The 21559-nt window shown below is 42.1% G+C and carries 23 protein-coding genes; 10 read left to right on the plus strand and 13 right to left on the minus strand.

Annotated features, from left to right (window positions below; all coding sequences use genetic code 11):
• Window positions 1–68: 68 nt before the first annotated feature.
• Window positions 69–365 carry a hypothetical protein gene (locus Xmir_RS20050; protein WP_145956934.1) on the plus strand — a complete coding sequence of 99 codons (297 nt, stop codon included), beginning with the start codon at window positions 69–71 and terminating at the stop codon, window positions 363–365.
• 2 nt (window positions 366–367) lie between these two features.
• Here Xmir_RS20050 and Xmir_RS20055 read toward each other — a convergent pair whose 3' ends face one another.
• The 5 genes from Xmir_RS20055 to zipA all read right to left on the minus strand — a co-directional run bounded on the left by Xmir_RS20055 (window position 368) and on the right by zipA (window position 6004).
• Window positions 368–1120 carry an SDR family NAD(P)-dependent oxidoreductase gene (locus Xmir_RS20055; protein ID WP_099115724.1) on the minus strand — a complete coding sequence of 251 codons (753 nt, stop codon included), beginning with the start codon at window positions 1118–1120 and terminating at the stop codon, window positions 368–370.
• A gap of 172 nt (window positions 1121–1292) precedes the next feature.
• The gene (locus Xmir_RS20060) at window positions 1293–1514 is read right to left on the minus strand and encodes a DUF3820 family protein (protein WP_099115725.1); all 222 of its coding nucleotides are present in this window, start codon (window positions 1512–1514) and stop codon (window positions 1293–1295) included.
• A gap of 108 nt (window positions 1515–1622) precedes the next feature.
• Window positions 1623–2813, minus strand: coding sequence for a NupC/NupG family nucleoside CNT transporter (locus tag Xmir_RS20065; protein ID WP_099115726.1), 1191 nt, complete (start codon window positions 2811–2813; stop codon window positions 1623–1625).
• 169 nt (window positions 2814–2982) lie between these two features.
• Entirely contained in the window at window positions 2983–5001 is a 2019-nt protein-coding gene (gene ligA, locus Xmir_RS20070) for an NAD-dependent DNA ligase LigA (RefSeq protein ID WP_099115727.1), read from the minus strand.
• Between the two features lie 61 nt (window positions 5002–5062).
• Window positions 5063–6004, minus strand: coding sequence for a cell division protein ZipA (gene zipA / locus Xmir_RS20075; RefSeq protein ID WP_099115728.1), 942 nt, complete (start codon window positions 6002–6004; stop codon window positions 5063–5065).
• Between the two features lie 234 nt (window positions 6005–6238).
• Here zipA and cysZ point away from each other — a divergent pair, with 234 nt between their 5' ends.
• The 5 genes from cysZ (at window position 6239) to crr (ending at window position 11369) form a co-directional block, all read left to right on the plus strand.
• The gene (cysZ, locus tag Xmir_RS20080; RefSeq protein WP_099115729.1) at window positions 6239–7009 is read left to right on the plus strand and encodes a sulfate transporter CysZ; all 771 of its coding nucleotides are present in this window, start codon (window positions 6239–6241) and stop codon (window positions 7007–7009) included.
• Window positions 7010–7303: 294 nt separating this feature from the next.
• Window positions 7304–8257, plus strand: a complete 954-nt coding sequence (gene cysK / locus Xmir_RS20085; protein ID WP_099115730.1) for a cysteine synthase A — start codon at window positions 7304–7306, stop codon at window positions 8255–8257.
• A gap of 442 nt (window positions 8258–8699) precedes the next feature.
• Window positions 8700–8957 (plus strand): phosphocarrier protein Hpr, encoded by a 258-nt coding sequence (gene ptsH, locus Xmir_RS20090; RefSeq protein WP_099115731.1) that lies wholly within the window; start codon window positions 8700–8702, stop codon window positions 8955–8957.
• Between the two features lie 126 nt (window positions 8958–9083).
• Window positions 9084–10811, plus strand: coding sequence for a phosphoenolpyruvate-protein phosphotransferase PtsI (gene ptsI, locus Xmir_RS20095; protein WP_099115732.1), 1728 nt, complete (start codon window positions 9084–9086; stop codon window positions 10809–10811).
• Between the two features lie 48 nt (window positions 10812–10859).
• Entirely contained in the window at window positions 10860–11369 is a 510-nt protein-coding gene (gene crr / locus Xmir_RS20100) for a PTS glucose transporter subunit IIA (protein WP_099115733.1), read from the plus strand.
• 253 nt (window positions 11370–11622) lie between these two features.
• Here the strand turns inward: crr and cysM are convergent, their stop codons facing one another.
• The 6 genes from cysM to Xmir_RS20130 form a co-directional block, all read right to left on the minus strand.
• Complete coding sequence (cysM, locus tag Xmir_RS20105; RefSeq protein ID WP_099115734.1) at window positions 11623–12504, minus strand: cysteine synthase CysM; 882 nt, start codon at window positions 12502–12504, stop codon at window positions 11623–11625.
• A 134-nt stretch (window positions 12505–12638) separates the two neighbouring features.
• Window positions 12639–13727, minus strand: coding sequence for a sulfate/thiosulfate ABC transporter ATP-binding protein CysA (gene cysA, locus Xmir_RS20110; protein WP_099115735.1), 1089 nt, complete (start codon window positions 13725–13727; stop codon window positions 12639–12641).
• Window positions 13728–13743: 16 nt separating this feature from the next.
• Window positions 13744–14589 (minus strand): sulfate/thiosulfate ABC transporter permease CysW, encoded by an 846-nt coding sequence (cysW, locus tag Xmir_RS20115; protein ID WP_099115736.1) that lies wholly within the window; start codon window positions 14587–14589, stop codon window positions 13744–13746.
• Window positions 14589–15422: a sulfate/thiosulfate ABC transporter permease CysT gene (gene cysT / locus Xmir_RS20120; RefSeq protein WP_099115737.1), complete on the minus strand. Its 834-nt coding sequence runs from the start codon at window positions 15420–15422 to the stop codon at window positions 14589–14591. Before cysT ends, cysW begins: the two co-directional genes overlap by 1 nt.
• Window positions 15419–16456: a sulfate ABC transporter substrate-binding protein gene (locus tag Xmir_RS20125; RefSeq protein WP_099115738.1), complete on the minus strand. Its 1038-nt coding sequence runs from the start codon at window positions 16454–16456 to the stop codon at window positions 15419–15421. The genes cysT and Xmir_RS20125 overlap by 4 nt, the downstream gene beginning before the upstream one ends.
• 459 nt (window positions 16457–16915) lie before the next feature.
• Window positions 16916–17536 (minus strand): RpoE-regulated lipoprotein, encoded by a 621-nt coding sequence (locus tag Xmir_RS20130; protein WP_099115739.1) that lies wholly within the window; start codon window positions 17534–17536, stop codon window positions 16916–16918.
• A gap of 210 nt (window positions 17537–17746) precedes the next feature.
• On the opposite strand from Xmir_RS20130, the gene Xmir_RS20135 reads away from it, so the two are divergent.
• On the plus strand, window positions 17747–18007 hold the full coding sequence (locus Xmir_RS20135) for a hypothetical protein (protein WP_099115740.1): 261 nt from the start codon (window positions 17747–17749) through the stop codon (window positions 18005–18007).
• Window positions 18008–18035: 28 nt separating this feature from the next.
• Here Xmir_RS20135 and Xmir_RS20140 read toward each other — a convergent pair whose 3' ends face one another.
• Window positions 18036–18458, minus strand: a complete 423-nt coding sequence (locus tag Xmir_RS20140; protein WP_047961588.1) for a GNAT family acetyltransferase — start codon at window positions 18456–18458, stop codon at window positions 18036–18038.
• 320 nt (window positions 18459–18778) lie between these two features.
• On the opposite strand from Xmir_RS20140, the gene Xmir_RS20145 reads away from it, so the two are divergent.
• Both Xmir_RS20145 and Xmir_RS20150 read left to right on the plus strand, forming a co-directional pair.
• Entirely contained in the window at window positions 18779–19996 is a 1218-nt protein-coding gene (locus Xmir_RS20145) for a tyrosine-type recombinase/integrase (protein WP_086113915.1), read from the plus strand.
• A gap of 127 nt (window positions 19997–20123) precedes the next feature.
• A complete protein-coding gene (locus Xmir_RS20150) occupies window positions 20124–20408 on the plus strand; it encodes a helix-turn-helix transcriptional regulator (protein WP_086113916.1) in 285 nt (94 codons plus the stop codon).
• A 185-nt stretch (window positions 20409–20593) separates the two neighbouring features.
• On the opposite strand, the gene Xmir_RS20155 is transcribed toward Xmir_RS20150, so the two are convergent.
• Window positions 20594–20776 (minus strand): YlcI/YnfO family protein, encoded by a 183-nt coding sequence (locus Xmir_RS20155; RefSeq protein ID WP_086113917.1) that lies wholly within the window; start codon window positions 20774–20776, stop codon window positions 20594–20596.
• 254 nt (window positions 20777–21030) lie between these two features.
• Here Xmir_RS20155 and Xmir_RS20165 point away from each other — a divergent pair, with 254 nt between their 5' ends.
• The gene (locus Xmir_RS20165) at window positions 21031–21390 is read left to right on the plus strand and encodes a hypothetical protein (protein WP_086113918.1); all 360 of its coding nucleotides are present in this window, start codon (window positions 21031–21033) and stop codon (window positions 21388–21390) included.
• Window positions 21391–21559: the final 169 nt, after the last annotated feature.

A 21559-nucleotide genomic window follows, 5' to 3' on the forward strand; every position in this document is an offset into this window, starting at 1 on the left:
ACTGGCGAATGGCAATGAGTCGTTTTATTATTGAGTTTGGTGATCGCCTTGACGGTCATTACTAAGAAATGGCACTTACACAAAATGGTGGACAGGCTCTAATGGGATCATCTACAGCAGAAGAAGTGAAACATTTTCGGACAGTATTAGGGCTGACACCCTCCGAATCCCTGAAAATGCAAGTTTTCAGGGATTTTTTTTATGTATGCTCGCTCATATCTTTAAAAGAACAAATTACAATCAATATACCTGTCGTCTTTCAAGTTACCGCTTTGTTGGCTGCACTTATTCACCCCAGCCAACGTAGTTATGAACATAGAGTTATCTATGCTCCTGGGGTGAGTGAAAATAGCTTCTCCCTTTGAATTTACTGGGCTGTATAACCGCCATCAATTGCGTAAAAAGCCCCAGTCGTAAATGAACTTTCGTCTGACAGCAAGAATGCTACCATTTTCGCCACTTCTTCTCTCGTTGCCATACGCTTCATCGGATGGGTATTTGCCATCCATTCCCTGACTTCTGCGGGTAACGTTTGCATATGCGGCGTATTAACATAACCCGGCCCAACCGCATTGATTCGGACACCTTTATCTGCAAACTCTAAAGCAGCTGAACGTGTTAAGCCAAGTACACCATGTTTAGTGGCTGTGTAAGGCGCTATGCCGGGAATACCTACAATGCCATTGGATGAAGAAAGGTTAACAATAGCCCCTCCCCCACTTCGGATGATGGCAGGAATACCATATTTCAGTCCGAAAAAGGTTCCGCTAAGATTGGTGTTAATCACATCATTCCAGTCATCAATGGAATAATCACAAATATTGATGCCATGCGGCCCTGTAATGCCAGCATTATTAACCAGCATATGCAATCCACCGAACCGTTCTACGGTATTGTCAATCAACGCCTTGATTGAAAGATGATCCCTGACATCTGTTTCCATTGGGATAACATATCGCCCTGTCGGATCTATCCTCCGGGCTGTCTGTCTGGCGCGGAAAAATTGACGTCCGGTAATAATAACCACCGCTCCCCGATGGAATAATTCCTCAGCAATGCCTTCTCCTACGCCCGTTGTCGCCCCCGTTACAATTGCAATTTTTCCGTCAAAATAGTTCATTATGATTCCCCCGCGTCAATAACGTTTGATCCATTAAATATGGCAAAACCAGATAATTAATTTCAGCTAATCACGTGAGATATTAAAGCGATGCAATAAGTAATGAAGAGACTCATATCACTCCTTAACAATAACGAGTGCAGAAGTTTTTGCTAAAAAATGAGGGGATGCTTTAACGATTAGGATTTTTCAACGGCTTTACCAGCGAATCCAAACCTTCAATCTTTATCGCAAGGGTCATTTCCATTAATGCGCCCAGTTTTCCCTGCGGAAATTCCCCTTTTCGGGCAAACCAAAGTAAATACTCCTCTGGCAAATCAATCAGCATTCTCCCCTTGTATTTGCCAAATGGCATAGCCGTATTCGCTATCTCCAACAGATCTTCTTTGTTCATGATGTCGGCCTCGTTTTCTTGCTGTCAAAAAGAACTCTACATAAAAAAAGTGGCATCTGCCAAGACGCCACTTTCAATGAGTTTTATCAAATCCAGCTATGGAATTGATTAGATACTTAAAATCAGCCCAGTAATTGCCGCGGATAGAAAACTCACCAACGTTGAACCGAACAGTAATTTCAGGCCAAAACGTGCAACGGTATTACCTTGTTTTTCATTCAGTCCCTTAATGGCACCAGCAACAATCCCAATGGATGAGAAGTTAGCAAAGGAAACCAAAAATACGGACAGAATACCTTTTGAGCGCTCACTCAATTGGGCTGCGATTTCTTGCAAACTCTGCATCGCAACAAATTCGTTAGAAACCAGCTTAGTAGCCATGATACTGCCCACTTTCAACGCTTCATCGCTTGGGATGCCAATGATCCATGCCAGTGGATAGAACACATACCCCAAACACTCCTGGAAAGTAATACCAAATGCTAAGTGGAAAATTGCATTGATACCCGCAATCAGGGCGATAAAACCGATCAGCATCGCAGAGACAATCAAAGCAACTTTGAAACCTGCCAGAATATATTCGCCCAACATTTCAAAGAAACTTTGCCCCTCGTGGAGGTTGCTCATATGGATTTCTTCTTCACTCTCAATAGAGTAAGGGTTAATGAGCGACAATATGATGAAAGTACTAAACATATTGAGGATCAGGGCTGCTACAACGTATTTTGCATCCAACATCGTCATATAAGCGCCAACGATAGACATTGATACCGTCGACATAGCCGTCGCTGCCATTGTATACATCCTGCGCTCAGACATTTTGCCCAGCACATCTTTGTAAGCAATGAAGTTCTCTGATTGTCCCAGAACCAATGAGCTAACCGCATTAAAGGATTCCAGTTTGCCCATGCCGTTGACTTTAGACAGTACTGTACCTATCGCACGAATGATAATCGGCAGTACTTTGATGTGTTGCAAAATACCAATCAGGGCAGAGATGAAAATGATAGGGCACAATACATTCAGGAAGAAGAACGCCAGATTTGCTTCTATCATGCCCCCGAAAACAAAGCTGGTACCTTTTGCTGCATAAGACAATAAATGGACGAATAAGTTATCAAATCCCTTAACAATTCCCAAACCCGCATTAGAGTTCAAGAAGAACCAAGCAAGGAAAAGTTCAATGATAAGCATCTGAATAATATAACGAATCCGAATATCCTTCCGATTGTTACTCGCCAAAATCGCCAAGCCGCCAATCACAACCAATGCGAGACAAAAATGAAAAATATGAGACATAAAAAGAACTCCGAACATGATGCTGCGCAAATTTATCACTGTATTTTATGCAACGCATAATAGTAAATTATGCTGATTATCACATTAATTTACCATCTAAACGGCTACAAATTCCTATTTAGCCAACTCGATCACACTTTCTCAGTCATACTTTTGAGTGAAAAGTATATTATTCACCCAATAAACGAAGCATGTCCTCTTCATCAATAACAGGAATTCCCAACTCATTAGCTTTAACTAATTTAGAACCCGCCGCTTCACCGGCAATAACCAGATCGGTTTTCTTAGAAACACTACCGGTTACTTTCGCACCTAAAGCGACCAACTTATCTTTGGCTGCATCTCTGGATAGACGGCTTAATGAGCCAGTCAATACAACAATCTTACCGGCAAATGGGCTGTCAACTTCATCTACGCGCGAGCTTTCAGCCGATTCCCAATGGATACCGATATTATTGACCAAATCATCAATGACTATCTGATTGTGCTCTTCGCTGAAGAAATTCACGACATGGCTGGCAACAACACTTCCGACATCCTGAACCGCAATAAGTGCCTCGGTATCTGCTGCACGCAGTTTTTCCAATGTGCCAAAGTGCGAAACGAGATTAGCAGCCGTTGCTTCACCAACTTCACGAATGCCCAAAGAATAAATAAAGCGGGCAAAGGTGGTTTTTTTGGATTTTTCCAAGGCATTAATCACATTTTGCGCAGATTTAGGCCCCATGCGTTCAAGGCCAGCGAGCGTTCCGGCAGTCAAACGGAAAAGATCAGCCGGTGTTTTGACATACTCTTTATCTACGAGCTGCTCAATGATTTTTTCACCCATGCCATCTACATCCATAGCCCGACGGGAAACAAAATGTTTCAACGCTTCTTTGCGTTGAGCTCCGCAGAACAAGCCTCCGGTACAACGAGCCACTGCCTCACCTTCAATTCGTTCGATATCCGAACCACAAACCGGACAATGTTCCGGGAAGATGACTTCCTGACTTTCTGTTGGCCTGCTCTCATGCACAACACCGACAACTTGTGGGATAACATCTCCAGCCCGGCGAATCACCACAGTATCACCAATACGCAGACCCAAACGTTCAATTTCATCCGCATTGTGCAATGTCGCATTACTGACTGTCACACCAGCCACTAATACAGGCTCCAAACGGGCAACTGGTGTAATCGCACCTGTACGCCCTACTTGAAACTCAACGCCACGTACAATAGTCATCTGTTCTTGAGCCGGAAATTTAAAGGCTGTCGCCCAGCGTGGCGCTCTGGCCACAAATCCCAATGTTTCCTGTAACTCAAGGGAATCAACTTTAACGACAACACCATCAATATCAAAACCTAGCGTCGGGCGCTGTTTTTCAATGCTATGGTAAAAATCCATCACTTGCTGAGTGCCCTGACACAATTTTATTTTGTCACTGACGGGCAATCCCCAATTTTTGAACTGCATCAAACGTTCATAATGACTTGCTGGCAATTCCCCACCTTCCAGTACCCCGATACCATAACAATAGAAAGTGAGCGGACGTTTGGCGGTAATTCTCGGATCAAGCTGGCGTAAAGATCCGGCTGCTGCATTGCGGGGATTGGCGAATACTTTATTACCTGTGCGACGTGCTTCTTCGTTGAGTTTTTCGAACCCTGCCTGCTTGATGAATACTTCACCACGGATTTCAACACAGGCAGGGATATTTTCCCCTTTCAAGCGCAAAGGAATGGCATGAATGGTACGAACATTCGCAGTGATGTTCTCTCCTGTTGTGCCGTCTCCACGAGTTGCAGCCTGAACCAGTTCCCCATTTTCATACAGCAAACTAACGGCCAAACCATCGAGTTTCAGTTCACAGCAAAATACCAAATCCCGACTATCTTTCAGGCGATCGCGAACACGTTTGTCAAACGCCAGATAACTCTCTTCATCAAATACGTTATCCAAAGACAACATAGGTATTTCATGACGCACCTGCTCAAATACCGTTAATGGGGCTGCACCAACACGTTGGGTGGGGGAATCTGCTGTAATCAGCGCAGGATGCTGTTCTTCCAGCGCTTTTAATTCCCGCATTAAACGATCATATTCTGCATCTGGGATCTCTGGCGCATCCATGACATGATACAAATATTCATGATGACGCAATGTTGTTCTTAGTTTGTTGATTTTTCCAATAATATTTTCCATGACTTCTCACCAGAGATGAAAAACCCCCGACTAGCGGGGGCTTGATACTAAAAAGAAGGAATTATTCACCGGCATTAAGCGTGTTACGGATACGCGTTTTATAGAGCTCAATCATCTGTGGTGTCAGCATTTTACGTTCACTATCCAGAACCACGCCTCCCACATCTGCTGCTATACGCTGTGCTGCCTGTAACATCAGTTTAAAATTCTGATTGGAATCACCATATGAAGGCACAAGCATAAACATGGAAATTCCGGGAGTAGTAAAATCTGTCATTCGATCGGGATCAAACGAACCGGGCTTTACCATATTAGCCAAACTGAACAATACAGCACCACTGCCCGATGGGTTCAAATGACGATGGAAGATATTCATGTCACCAAACCGGAAGCCTGCCTGCAAAATGCTTTGAAATAGCACTTCACCGTTCAGTTCCTGCCCATGATGCGCAGCAACATGCAATACCAGCACAGTCTCTTTCTTGGTTTGCCCGGATTCAACCGCCCCTTCACTTTCAGGTAGCTTTGGCTGCCCTTCAATGGATTGCCCTTCAACGATCCCGGCTATCGGTTCCGCTGCTCCTGCAACTTTTTGTTCAACCGGGTCAAACAACCCAAGTTGCGGCTCTTCCTGTTGTCTATCGGCAACCTTTTCTTTTGCTGCTGGTACATCAGGATGATGCCTTGCAAGTAAAGGATCGGAACCATCATCAGACATTGCTGCTGATGACTCAGGCTCACGACGTTCAATAACAGGCTCAGCACGATGTTCAGTGTGCGGTTTTACCGACTCCTGAGCATGTGATTTCGGCGAATTATCAAACAGTTCATTGCCATCATTATCTTCCAGCTCTTCCTGGCGCTCCTGTTTATGACGTTTAACTGGGCGATCACGAAAGAGTGATGAACGCTCTTTACGGCTGGTCCACAACCCATGTAATAGCAAAGCTATTATGGCTATCGCACCAACAACGATTAATATCAGACGCAAATCCTGCATCATTGCTATCTCTGTTGTTTAAAGTCTGTTGATTAAAGTAAGTGCCACTACGGCGGAATATTCTTTAGATAAGAGTATTTGTCAAATAAGACAAGTGCAAGTCTCTACATACTTTTCTTACCATAAAGAGATATATCCGCTGTTTTTTCGGATGTTTTTTACACACAAAACTACTGGTCAGTAGAAAATCCTGCCTATATCATACCGTCTCAATCATCTGGGAGAGAATAAGAAAATATGACGAATTCGACAAAATTGCCAAAACGTCTGAGTGGATTTCATTATATTGCACAAGGTTGGCAACTGATAACCCGTCCTGGCATTAAGAGATTCGTTTTATTACCCTTACTGGCCAATATCTTATTGTTAGGTGGCTCATTTTGGTGGCTGTATCAGAAACTAGACGGCTGGGTACAATGGGCTCTTGATAAAATACCAGACTGGATGCAATGGTTAAGTTATTTGATTTGGCCGCTTGCTGTTATTTCCATCTTATTGGTTTTTACTTATCTCTTCAGCACACTGGCTAATTTTATCGCCTCACCATTCAATGGATTGCTGGCAGAAAAATTGGAAGCAAACCTGACAGGCATACCTGCACCTGATACGGGTGTTATCGATTTACTCAAAGATACCCCCCGTATTTTAAAACGTGAAGTAGTAAAAATTCTTTACTATATTCCCCGTGCGGTTGTTCTATTGTTGCTTTACTTTATTCCAGGGGTCGGTCAAACCGTTGCGCCCATCCTTTGGTTTATTTTTAGTGCGTGGATGCTGACGATCCAATACTGTGATTATCCATTTGATAACCATAAAGTTAGTTTTTCCACCATGCGCAATGCGCTGCGGCAAGACAAAATTGATAATCTCCAATTTGGTGCGGCGGTAAGCGTACTGACCATGATCCCTATCGTGAATTTATTTATTATGCCAGTCGCCGTCTGTGGTGCTACTGCTATGTGGGTTGATCGTTACCGCGCTCAGCACGCCCTGAATCATAGGCCATAAAACTTAATTAATTCAGTCTATTAACCACAAAACACCCTGATAATTCTTACTATGTCAGGGTTGTTTATCATAATTTTCATCTTCTTCCACTTCCGCAGAAGTCACTATTTTTAGCCACAAAATGCAACAAAAATACTACAATTAGTGATATAAATTATAAATAACCTAAATAACATAAAATAGCTATCTAATATTCTTTTATATAATAAGAATAGATTGAAACTTTATTTCCATAAATAAGATGTTAGCGTATGGTTAATCTGTATCTAACGGTATTTTAGGGGCAATCGAATAATGAGCAAAATTTATGAAGATAATTCGTTAACTATTGGTCACACTCCGCTGGTACGTCTAAAAAATTTCACTAATGGCCGCATTTTGGCGAAGGTAGAATCTCGTAATCCCAGTTTCAGTGTAAAATGTCGCATTGGTGCCAATATGATTTGGGATGCTGAGAAACGCGGTACTTTGACCAAAGATAAAGAACTTATTGAACCCACCAGTGGCAACACTGGGATTGCACTTGCCTATGTTGCAGCAGCTCGTGGTTATAAGCTGACATTGACCATGCCCGAAACGATGAGCCTTGAGCGCCGTAAGCTCCTGAAAGCATTGGGAGCCAAACTGGTGTTGACCGAAGGTGCAAAAGGCATGAAAGGTGCCATTGAAAAAGCCAACGAAATCCATGACAGCGATCCCAACCGTTACATACTCCTGCAACAATTCAGTAATCCAGCCAATCCAGAAATCCACGAAAAAACCACTGGCCCTGAAATTTGGGATGATACCGACGGTAATATAGATGTTTTTGTTGCGGGTGTAGGAACTGGCGGTACTATCACCGGAGTTGCTCGTTACCTGAAAAACACTCGTGGCAAACCCGTGACCATCGTCGCAGTAGAACCAGAAGATTCACCTGTTATCAGTCAGAAATTGGCCGGTGAAGAACTTAAACCAGGCCCACATAAAATTCAGGGGATCGGCGCTGGTTTCATCCCTGATAACTTAGATTTAACATTAGTTGACCGTGTTTTTAAAATCAGCAATGAAGAAGCTATTCAGGTAGCTCGCGAAGTTACTGAAAAAGAAGGCATTCTTGCCGGCATTTCTTCTGGCGCCGCTGTTGCAGCAGCAATCAAGTTATCACAAGAAGATGAATACAAAGACAAAAATATTGTGGTGATTTTACCTTCTTCGGCTGAACGTTATCTGAGTACGGTATTGTTTGCTGATTTATCTAGTGATTGAAAATCACACAGTAATATTTTCCATTACATTGACAAAAAGGCACCTTAAGGGTGCTTTTTTGTGCATCAGATCAAACTTTAAAGCTTTCCTAGATGATTTATTCAAGTAGCTTTAGTATTTAACCAGTAATTATTTTGATGCACGAAATTAATCGCCAAGCCGACAGCTAAAAGATTATTCAATCCCGCTATGACTCGAATAGTGTGTATTAACACCAATTCAACAATTGAAGGCATCAAGTGTGTTAATTTTTTGATAATGATTAATATACATTCGATAAATTTCAAGTTGTATTCAATCGAACCACAATTTGAGAGATGAAAGGTATACACCTTATTTCATTATCAATTTAACGGTTGTACAAGTCTAAGGGAATTCAGCTACACTAGCTTTAGAATTCTCTTAGCTTATCAACGAATATTTAAGTTATTGAGGAAATACTATGTTCCAGCAAGAAGTTACTATTACTGCACCAAACGGCCTCCACACTCGCCCTGCTGCACAGTTCGTCAAAGAAGCAAAAGGCTTTTCTTCTGACATCACCCTAACTTCTGGAGGCAAGTCTGCCAGCGCAAAAAGCTTGTTTAAACTACAAACACTGGGATTGACTCAAGGTACAATTGTAACGATTGCTGCTGAAGGCGATGATGCGCAACAAGCTGTTGCACATTTAGTTAAGCTGATGGGTGAATTGGAATAATCGTCCACTTATCGAACCAATTTATTTCATTCAGTTTATCCCCGGGTTGATAAAATCCGGGGATATTTAGAGCCTCCCCCCTGAAGGCTCAATGAAAGGTAATCATCTGCAGTAAGGTCATATAGTATGATTTCAGGCATCTTAGTATCACCAGGCATTGCTTTCGGTAAGGCATTATTGCTGAAAGAAGATCCGATCATTATCAACCATAAAAAAATTATCCCTGAACAAGTCGAACAAGAAATTTCCCTCTTTAAACAAGGCCGCGACAAATCTTCCGCACAGCTAGAAATAATCAGAGAAACAGCCGAAAAAAACTTGGGTGCAGAAAAGGCCGAGATTTTCGAAGGCCATATTATGTTGCTGGAAGATGAAGAGTTAGAGCAGGAAATTGTTACTCTTATCAAGAAAAACCTGGCAACCGCAGATGCTGCTGTTTATTCCGTCATTGAAGATCAGGCTAAGGCGCTGGAAGAACTGGATGATGAATATTTGAAAGAACGTGCGGCCGATGTTCGTGATATCGGTAAGCGTTTGCTGAAAAATATTCTGGATATGCCAATTATCGACTTAGGTTCGATTGATGAAGAAGTGATTCTGGTTGCCAGTGACTTAACACCATCAGAAACCGCGCAACTCAATCTGGATAAAGTACTCGGTTTCATTACTGATCTGGGCGGCCGCACTTCCCACACCTCCATCATGGCCCGCTCTTTAGAATTACCAGCCATTGTTGGGACAACCAACGCAACCAAACAAATCAAAAATGGCAGTTATCTAATTCTTGATGCGGTTAACAACCAAATTTATGTGAACCCATCTGATGCTGAAACCGAACAACTGAAAACCGCAAAAAGCGAATACCTGACAGAAAAAGCCGAGCTGGCAAAACTGAAAGATTTACCTGCCATCACATTGGATGGGCATCAAGTTGAGGTGTGCGCCAACATTGGTACAGTTCGTGATGTCATGGGAGCTGAGCGCAATGGTGCGGAAGGTGTCGGTTTATATCGTACCGAATTCCTGTTTATGGATCGCGATGCCCTGCCAACTGAAAACGAACAATTTGAAGCCTATAAAGCGGTGGCGGAAGCAGTTGGCAATCAAGCCATCATTATTCGCACGATGGACATCGGTGGCGATAAAGATCTGCCTTACATGAATCTGCCAAAAGAAGAAAATCCATTCCTTGGCTGGCGGGCAATCCGTATTTGCCTTGATCGTAAAGAGATCTTACATTCTCAATTACGTGCTATTCTGAGGGCTTCTGCATTTGGTAAACTTCGCATTATGTTCCCGATGATCATTTCAGTCGAAGAGATTCGGGACTTGAAAGCTGAGCTGACATTGCTCAAAGAGCAATTACGCGATGAAAACAAGGCATATGATGAATCGATTGAAGTGGGCATCATGGTGGAAACACCTGCTGCTGCAACCATTGCTCATCATCTTGCAAAAGAAGTTGACTTTTTTAGTATTGGGACGAACGATCTAACTCAGTATACTCTTGCGGTAGACCGTGGTAATGAGCTGATTTCTCATCTTTACAACCCAATGTCGCCAGCAGTGTTGAACCTAATCAAGCAGGTTATCGATGCCTCACACGCAGAAGGTAAATGGACTGGGATGTGCGGAGAACTTGCCGGTGACGAGCGCGCCACACTGTTGCTTTTGGGCATGGGTTTGGATGAATTCAGCATGAGTGCGATATCAATTCCACGCATTAAAAAGATCATCCGTAATACCAATTACGATGATGCTAAGGCCCTGGCAGAACAAGCTTTAGTTCAGCCAACAGCACAGGAATTGATGGATTTGGTTGACACTTTTACCAGAGAAAAAACACTCTGCTAAACACATTAGCCAGAACATGGTCCCATTAAAACAATTAGGAGAAGATTCATGGGTCTGCTTGATAAATTGAAATCTCTGGTTTCAGACGATAAAAAAAACAGCGGCAGTATTGAAATTATCGCCCCATTGTCAGGTGAGATAGTCAATATCGAAGATGTTCCAGATGTTGTTTTTGCCGAGAAAATTGTGGGTGATGGCATCGCCATTAAACCGACCGGCAATAAAATTGTTGCTCCTGTTGATGGCACCATTGGTAAGATCTTCGAAACTAATCATGCTTTTTCTATCGAGTCCGATAGTGGCATTGAGCTATTCGTACATTTTGGTATTGATACCGTTGAACTAAAAGGCGAAGGTTTTAAGCGCATTGCTGAAGAAGGTCAACGAGTACAGAAAGGTGATTTGGTTCTAGAGTTTGATTTGGCATTTCTGGAAGAAAGAGCTAAATCAACCTTAACTCCTGTTGTTATTTCCAACATGGACGAAATTAAAGAGTTATCTAAGGTCAGTGGATCAGTTATCGTTGGTGAATCCGTCATCATGCGCATCAAAAAATAACCGAGCATCTTAGTTTTTGGATGGTTCGTGAATCGCCACTGTTTTGTCAGGTATTTTACTCATTTAACCTGATAATACAGAGGCGATTTTTTTATGCTAATCTCAATGGATTCCAACATACAGCATGATGACAAAGGGAAAAAATCCCTTGAAGCAGGACTCAGTTATCCGAATAAACATCCGTCAGTTATTCACATTGGGAGAAACCCATTCCCACTTACCAAACGTAGAAATTCCCTCCAACGAAAAACGCTTAATTGAATACCCCTGTAGATAAATATCTATCACCGCGATCACAAATAATTGCCACAATAACGGCGTCAGGGTTTTCAGCCGCAATACGAAGTGCCCCAGAAACTGCGCCACCAGAGCTAACACCACAGAAAATACCTTCTTTCTGTGCCAATAAACGCATTGTCGTTTCAGCTTCCAACTGCGTGATATCCAAAATTTGATCCACCAACTCTTTCTGGTAAATACCTGGCATATAAGCCGGAGACCAACGACGAATACCGGGGATATGGCTATTTTCTGCGGGTTGTAATCCTGTAATTTGCACTTTGTCTGATTGAGATTTCAGGTAGCGACTCACACCTGTAATCGTGCCGGTTGTTCCCATACTGGAAACAAAATGTGTCACCCGGCCTTGTGTCTGTTGCCAAATTTCCGGGCCAGTGGTTTTAAAATGTGCCAGTGAGTTATCCGTGTTATTAAACTGATCGAGAACCTTTCCTTCTCCCTTTTTCTCCATTTCTTGTGCCAAATCTCGCGCACCTTCCATTCCCAGCTCTTTACTAACCAAAATTAATTCCGCACCATAAGCCCGCATTGATGCCTGCCGTTCAAGGCTCATATTTTCAGGCATCAGAAGTTTTAAACGATACCCCTTTACTGCCGCGATCATAGCCAGTGCAATGCCAGTATTCCCGCTCGTTGCTTCAATCAGAACATCACCGGGGGTAATTTCTCCACGCAATTCTGCCTGCTGGATCATTGAAAGTGCAGCCCGGTCTTTTACAGAACCTGCCGGATTATTACCTTCCAGCTTTACCCAAATTTCCGCATCAACACCTTCTGTGATCTGCTGCAATTTTACCAGCGGTGTATTACCTATAAAGTCTTCCAAGCTTGCCACAGTATTACCTAGTTCATATGAGGATGGGTAACCAACTAATCATATTCAGAATACGGTAGCAAGATATTAAGCAAAAAATCCCGGTTTCCCCGTTATAAAAGGGAAGCAAGGATTAATAATAAAAATGTATCAAATCAGGCCGATTCAGCTAGCCTTAAGACTTTTAACGGTAAATCTTCCGTATATAAGCGAGCACCTGTTCCTCCAATAAAATAATAATCGCCTCTGACCGGAATAGATGAATTATCCTCCCAGACAACTGAGAGTAGTTCATCTCCCCATCCTATTGGTTGGACAGATAAGAGAGAAAAATGCCCGCGCGGGCTAGCCTCCACGATTTGAATTGGCAAGGGACAAGAAGCTGTTTGCTGTTTACTGAGTGTCATATCCCATGGCCGGAAAAAGACATCAACTTTCCCCTGATGCAAGGGAGTGATATCCAATGGGAAAACTCTCCCGCCAACCCAGAGCTGTGAGCCTTTAATTTCACCACGAAATTTATTGATTTCCCCCATGAACTCGAGCACAAAGCGGCTCCCCGGTTCACTCCACACTTGCTGTGGTGTTCCAACCTGCTCAATGTGCCCGTGATTCATCAGTACCACTCTATCCGCCACTTCCATTGCCTCTTCCTGATCATGGGTGACAAACACGCTGGTAAATTTCAATTCTTCATGAAGCTGACGCAACCAACGGCGTAATTCCATTCGTACCTGTGCATCCAATGCACCAAAAGGCTCATCCAACAAAAGGATTTGTGGTTCTACGGCCAATGCCCTTGCCAGTGCCACCCGTTGTTTTTGCCCGCCAGAGAGCTGTGATGGATAACGGTCAGCCAAATGGGCTAACTGCACCATATCGAGCAATGCCATGACCTTACTACGCAACACCTCGCTACCGGGGCGCTGGCGACGAGGAAGTACAGTCAGGCCAAAAGCCACATTGTCAAACACCGTCATATGACGAAATAAGGCGTAATGTTGGAAGACAAACCCGACACGCCGATCTTTCGCATGTACCCGGCTGACATCCTGCCCATGAAATTTCAATTGACCTGAATTTTGCTGTTCAAGCCCTGCAATAATCCGCAACAATGTCGTTTTGCCAGAACCTGACGGCCCGAGCAAGGCGATCATCTCACCGGATTCAATATCCAGTGAAATTTCATTCAGTATCTGAGAACGACCAAAAGATTTACTGATTTTAGTGATTTCAATACTCATATTCTGCCCCCATAGCCTACCCTTGCTGACGGCTCAAACGCCATTGCAACGCACTTTTGACAATCAGGGTAATAATCGCCATGACTGCCAATAAGGCTGCTGCCGTAAATGCGCCAACTGTGTTGTAATCCTGATAAAGAAGTTCAACCTGCAAAGGCAACGTATAGGTTTCTCCCCGAATCGATCCCGATACGACGGACACAGCGCCAAATTCCCCTATTGCCCGAGCGTTAGTCAAAACAACTCCATACAACAATGCCCAACGAATATTTGGTAATGTCACATGCCAGAACATCGTCCAACCGGAAGCACCCAACAATATAGCTGCCTCATCTTCCTGACTGCCCTGACTCAACATCACTGGCACCAATTCCCGGACAACAAACGGGCATGTTACGAATACGGTTACCAGTACCATTCCCGGCCATGAAAACATTAATTGAATGCCATAGTCACCTAACCAACTTCCCAACCAGCCATTGGCACCATAAAACAGGAGATAAAGCAGCCCTGCGACAACCGGCGAAACCGCAAACGGAATATCAATTAATGTCAGTAATAGTTGTCTGCCGGGGAATTGGAAACGCGTTACTAACCATGCCACCATCACACCAAAAACCAAATTGATGGGAACAGTGATAAGTGCAATCATCACTGTTAACCAAATAGCATGCAGCATATCGGAATCGAAAAGGTTCTGGGTAACGATGTCCAGCCCTTTGGAAAAGGCAGTCAGAAAAATCCACGCTATCGGAATCACCAGCAACAGAACCGAAAAAAGTATACCTGTGCCAATCAGCAACCATTTTCCCCAATTTATCGGGGGATGTTGTGCCACTGTGTATTCGGAAAACTCAGTCATCAATGTCCTCCTATCCGTTTCCCAAAGCGGCTTTGCAATACATTGACACTAAACAAGAGTAGTAATGACGTGGCAAGAATGACTGAAGCAATTGCACTGGCTGCCGGATAATCAAATTCTTGCAAGCGAACAAAGATCATTAAAGAGACAACCTCGGTTTGCCAGGCAATATTGCCTGCAATGAAAATTACAGCACCAAACTCCCCCAGACTGCGGGTAAAAGAGAGCACGGTCCCTGCAATCAATGCCGGTGAAACCTCCGGCAAAATAACCCGCTGAAAAGTTTGCCAGCGACTTGCTCCTAATGTCTGTGCGGCTTCCTCATATTCAGGCCCCAGTTCTTCAAGTACTGGCTGCACAGTACGAACGACAAAAGGCAAACTGGTAAATGCCATTGCTACCGCAATACCCAGCCAAGTATTCGTGACTTTGATATCAACATGACCAAGCCAGGCACCATACCATCCGGTTGCAGAAAACAACGTTGCCAACGTTAAACCAGCAACTGCCGTCGGTAAAGCAAACGGCAAATCCATCAAACCATCAAGTAAACTGCGCCCCGGAAATTGGTAGCGCGTTAATATCCATGCCATCAACATGCCAAAAACCATATTGAACAGACTGGCAACCGCAGCCGCCAACAATGTCACCTTATAAGCGGCAACAACTTGTGGGTTGGCAATCACCTGCCAGTATTGCTCCCATGTCATACTGGAAAGCTGTACTACCAAGGCACTTAATGGCAATAACAAGATAAGGCAGGTATAAAACAGACTACAGCCCAAACTCAGCCCAAATCCGGGCAAGACACGTTTACTGAATCCCCACATCATTTACGCCCTTCCATCAATAATTGATCAAGCGTTCCATCAGTGCCGAAATGCGTTTTCATCACTTGGGGCCAGCTACCGAATTGTTCTTCCAGACGAAACAATTTGGTTGCAGGAAAACGGGGTTGCCGAGCTTCCATAACATCTTTATCAACTACACGATAATTAAAATCGGCGATGATTTTTTGTGCTGCCGGACTATACAGATAATTTAAATATGCTTTGGCTACAGCTTCCGTACCGTTTCTCTGGACATTTTTGTCTACCCAGGCCACGGGGAACTCAGCCAAAATATTCACTGGAGGCACAACCACTTGATAATTATCTTCACCATATTGTTTGCGGATATTATTGACCTCAGATTCAAAACTAATCAGAACATCCCCTAACCTACGCTCAATAAACGAAGTGGTTGCTCCACGCCCGCCAGTATCAAACACTTCTACATTTTGCAAAAAGCGTTGCATTTGTTGGCGTACTTTCTCTGTCTCATGTGGATTTTGCTTTTGAAAAGCGCCCCATGCCGCTAAATAGGTATAACGACCATTACCTGAGGTTTTGGGGTTTGGAAAAATTAATTTCACATCATTGCGCACTAAATCATCCCAATTCTGAATATGCTTAGGGTTATTTTTGCGTACCAAGAAGGCCATTGTGGAATAATAGGGTGAACTGTTATTTGGTAAGCGCTGCTGCCAGTTGGCGGGAATCAAATTGCCACGATCATGTAGTATCTGGATATCCGTGACTTGGTTATAAGTGACTACATCCGCTCGCAATCCATGCAAAATAGCCAGCGCCTGTTTAGAAGAACCTGCATGTGATTGTTTAATAGTTAATTTTTCCTGAGGATGCTGTTCATTCCAATGTTTCTCAAATACAGGATTCAAGCCTGAAAATAATTCTCGCCCAATGTCGTAGGAACTATTCAGCAATTCGACAGCCAAGGCGTTGGTGCTATAAGCACTGAGACTGACCCAAAATGATATGGCAGCCAACCTGCTTAATAATTTAATTTTTATTGTCATTATCTTCATCTAACACCTTACCCATCACGCAATTAGACAACAATTTCTTCTACACCCAATAGATTTCAAGTTGCAGAGCGACGGCAAGAAAAGCAAATCCTCAGAAGGATAGCTGGCTCTATGTTTATAGCTACATGTTTATAACTACATATTTATAACCACATGTTTATAACTACGTAACCGAAGGTGAGTGAACGTAGCCAACAAAGCAGCAACTTGAAAGATGAAAGGTATACTGTATCCAGAATATTTATAACAGGATAGCTAACTATCTACTGTTTTATATACCAAGTTCTTATGAGAAATGATGAAACGAGATAAGGTACAGGGAATGTAAGGTTACTCATTTAGGATGATAATAGTAAAATACAGGTAATAACGATTTTGGCTGTTTCCCTTCATATACAGGTGGAAAACAGGTGGAAAAAAGAGAGTTTAACTTTAATAAAAACTCTCTTTGAGATTTTATCAGCGTTTCCAGATAATACGCGAAATCTTCCAATCTTTCAGAACATCATCAGAAGGCAATAATCCTTCAGGACCATCCCAAATTCCGGTAAAAACATAACTGACATGCGAACTTTGCGGAGCACGGCAGATAACTGTAGGTTGCATGGTGAAATCATTGGATCGCTGGCATGCACCAAATGCCTTGCCATACAGCTCAGAGAAAGGGGTTCCTATTTTCGTTCCCCAGACCGTTTTAATTCCCTCATCCAATACATCAATACGATTAACCTTTCCATTGACGAGACCATAAAATTCGAGTTTTACCTGATCGCCTTCCATTCCCTGAATCACGCTAATTAATTGCCCCCCTTGCGTTTCCATACCACTACGCAGGCGATATTTATCTCCCAAGCCTTGTTCAATTGCGGATTGAGTCATGTCTGTCTGTGTATTAATTTCTCCAACCCCTTGTTCAGAGACATTCAGAGAACTGCCAAACCAGTTTAAAGGTGATAAAGAAGACCATGAAAACCCCGCTGTCCCGGCACAAGCGGTTAACAAAAATGAGCACCCAACTAAACTACTGAGTGTAATGCTCCGTTGTTTAGGCAGGAAATTGAATACAAAAAATTTATCCATCACTATTTTTTACCTTGAAGTCTCTATGACAATGGCTTGACCTCTATCAGACCACATTTTCAAAAAAACATTCCCTTATTAAAACCATTCATCAATAGAAATGTAAAATTGATGTTAACAACACATTAATAACATGACATTGCCGATCTATTTAAAAAACAAACAGTACTGTAAGTCAATGTTCACAAAAATACAGTGCAGGAGAAAACAATGGATCTGCCTGGAGAACAATATATTGATTACCGGTTGGACTCTAACTGGCATGTATTAGAAGGAAAATCTGAAACTTCGATTCCTGAAAAGTATTATATCCTTAAAGATAAAGATGGACACATTCAGGCTAAAATTATATTTGATACAGATAATAAAACGCCGAACTTGTCAAAGGATCTCCTTGTTACAAAAAACAAATACATGAGAAAACTGACTCATTCTATAAAAGTCATAGTAAAAAAAATAATGGCTGAATAACATATATAGTACTCAGCCATTTTATATTTTAATCAATAATCAATCGTTTACTAAAAATGGCACTTTCCTGCCCCAAATAATCATATTCCATCTTTTCACACATACAAATTGTTGCATCATTTTCTTCTGGCACCATGATCAAAATACTCGGACAACCTCTTGCCAATAATTTCTTTTCTAAACGAGCAATCAACGCATTAGCAATTCCCCTGCCCCTGAATTCAGGATGAACGCCCAAATAATACGCATGCCCCCGATGCCCATCGTAGCCACCCATAACTGTACCAACTACTTCCCCGGCAACTTCAGCAACCAAAAACAAATCAGCATCATGGGTTAATTTACGCTCAATATCTATTTCTGGATCATCACCAGAATTAATCAAATCGCAGCGTTCCCAAAGTGTGATGACGGCTTCAAAGTCGTCTTGCCGAAATACCCGAATTTCCATAGTTAGTAAGCCTATCTAATAAGCAATTGAATCAACGTTAATTATCACTGCTTTTATTTTGGAATCAATATGAAAATGCGTTTATTGATACTAACAGGTATACTGCTAATATTCATAAACTAACCAAAATGAAAGCAGAAATGAATATACCTAATATATATTAGTTTAATGTTTTGATGTTTGTCCATGATTATAATTTTTATATTAAAATCAGACAATTAATTATTTCCCTACCTGTGCATTGTTCCAGTGCTTATTGACGTTTTCCCACTCTTGCAGCACACTGCATATAAACATTTGTATAAATATCTTAGGTGATCATGGCTGCCGAACTAAACAAGCTCAGTGACAAAAAACTTAAAACCCTACACGGAAAAGAAAGGAACAATATTGAGTTTTTTGCCGATGGTGCTGGATTGAGTGCAAAAGCATCTAAAGTTGGTGGTATTAGTTGGGTCTTTACCTACCGACTTGATGGCAAGAAATTAAACCGCCTTACCCTTGGGCGCTATCCTGATATGCCCCTCAAACAAGCTCGTGAAACACGGGATAAATGCCGTAACTGGTTGGCATCCGGTAAAGATCCAAAGCTCCAATTTAACTTAACGATGCAAGAATCATTAAAACCAGTCACTGTAAAAGACGCTATCGAATATTGGATAGAACACTATGGCAGAGAAAACCGAGTCAATATTGATAGCCTCATTCGTCAATTAGAAAAACATATTTATCCCTATATTGGTGAAATGGCATTGTCTGACTGTGAAATAATATATTGGCTGCAATGCTTTGACAGAATGAAAAAGGAAGCTCCAGTGGCTTCTGGTGGTATTCTTCAATTGTGCAAACAAGCCCTGAAATTTTGCCGGGTAAGAAGGTATGCAATAAGCCATGTATTGGATGATTTAACTATTCAGGATGTTGGGAAAAAACAGAAAAAAGGTCAGCGGTATTTAGAAGATGATGAACTTGGGCAATTATGGGAGTCCATAAACGCAGGTGTCTATCTACCTTATTATAATAATTTATTGAAAGTTTTGGTTGTTTTTGGTTGTCGGACACGAGAGATCAGATTATCGAAATGTTCAGAATGGAATTTTAATTCCATGCTATGGACTGTCCCAAAAGAAAATAGCAAGACAGGTGAAAGAATTATTCGCCCTATACCGGAATGTATGAAGTCGTTCTTAGAAAGACTTATTTATCAAAATCATAAAAGTGATTACCTATTAGGCGAGTTAAAAAGCACCGAAACAGTATCAGAGTATGGAACTAAGATATGGAAAAAATTAGGTTATGCGGATAAATGGTCGCTACATGATTTAAGACGAACTTTTTCCACAAATTTAAATGATATGGGAATAGCTCCACATATTGTTGACCAGCTTTTAGGCCATATCTTACCGGGTGTCATGGCTATCTACAACAAGAGCCAATACCTACCAGAGAAACTAGACGCTTTAAACAAGTGGTGTGAGCGGCTAGATGTATTGACGGGTCATTATGAGAATGTGGTTATATTAAAGGCAGCTCAATAGTGGGAATTAATGAGTTTAATGATGAGCATGATAATTGTGATATATACGTAACAAATATCGCTTCCTTCCGTAATGATTTCTTTTAAGTAAAATACCCTCACAAAAACAATTAAACAGTGAGGGTAACATGACCATTCAATACAGCATTCCTACACCTGAAGAACGCCGCTCTATCCTTTCTGAATATGGCGAACCTTATGATCGTCTTATACGTGAAAAGGAACGCCAACACATTACCTCTATTTCCAGAACGTCAGCATGGAAACTGGAAAATGAAGGCCGTTTCCCTGCCCGTAAGCCACTAGGCCGCAATTCTTGCGCTTGGTTGCTTAGTGATCTGCTGCATTGGGTACGTAATCCGCCAACAGTAGAAAACATCAATAACCCGTATAGCCGTAAATCTGCCAATTAATACATGACATCATGAAAAAATCAACTGTCTTAATTGGCAGCGATCTAACTCACTCTAAAACTGGGAATAATTGGTGTGATGGTAGATATTAGCGATAGAGATTCTTTGAGATTAAGTAATTATCAATTTGATAGACAACCCTCTTTAAGAGGGTTAGTTAGAAATCGAAGCTCTTACTGGTTTGTTCATATTTTAGGCGCAACACCTAAAGCCAGAAGTTTTTCACGGCAGGCATCTTTGACCCATGAACTGAAATTACCTTTATCAGCAACTTCTTCAATTTGCTTAAGTAGCTCATCTTCAAAGCGAATTGTCCGGCGTGTACTGTTATTTCGCTCATATGGTTTTTTGCTTTTTTCATCTTGCATTGGTTCGAACCATTATGGTAGTTTATTAAACATTGGTGCGAACCATTATAAAGATGAGCACCATAAAAAAGCAATGCCCCGTAGTGGTGGAACACTGACGAGGCATCTGACCAAACCGTTAATAGAGGTAACGATTATGGCTGGTACACAGTCTAACCAAACTCGCCTTAAATTTACATTCCTAATTGTATCAGGCAATCAACGACTGATAGCTATTCATTCCATGTGTCCTATCTCCATTCAGGAGGTAAGCCATGTTTAAGATCATTATCACCACCACAAATCAGCGTACAGGCAAGGTAAAAAAAGCCACTGTCCGCTACAAATACAAGACATTGCGTGGTGCTGAAAAAGCCGCCAAAGGTATTCGTAGTTCTTGTATGCCAGATGATGAATCCCTCAATGTTGAAATAGTCAGAATATACGAGCGCAGAACGCCTATTTCACTGTCTCAAGCCATGCACAATACAAAGCTGGCGACTTCTTTATTCTACGTCATTCTTGAAAAAGCCAAGGATGAATGTTCTATCGATTTAAATAACCTGATTGCGTTGGCCTGTGATATCAATCAGGGCGTTTATCATGCGCTTCAAGCGGCTGTTTATGAGGAATAAATCATGAAGAAAACCTCATCACATGGAGATAACCGCCACCAAAGTAGTGAAAACATCCGCCCGATAGACCTTATCCATACCGTGAAGAACGCGGCCATAAATCACTGGCAAAGCCTGTTACCTGCCTGTGGTGTTGATGTTCCAACGCGGGGCAAACATAGTGCTTGCC

This window comes from Xenorhabdus miraniensis, from assembly GCF_002632615.1.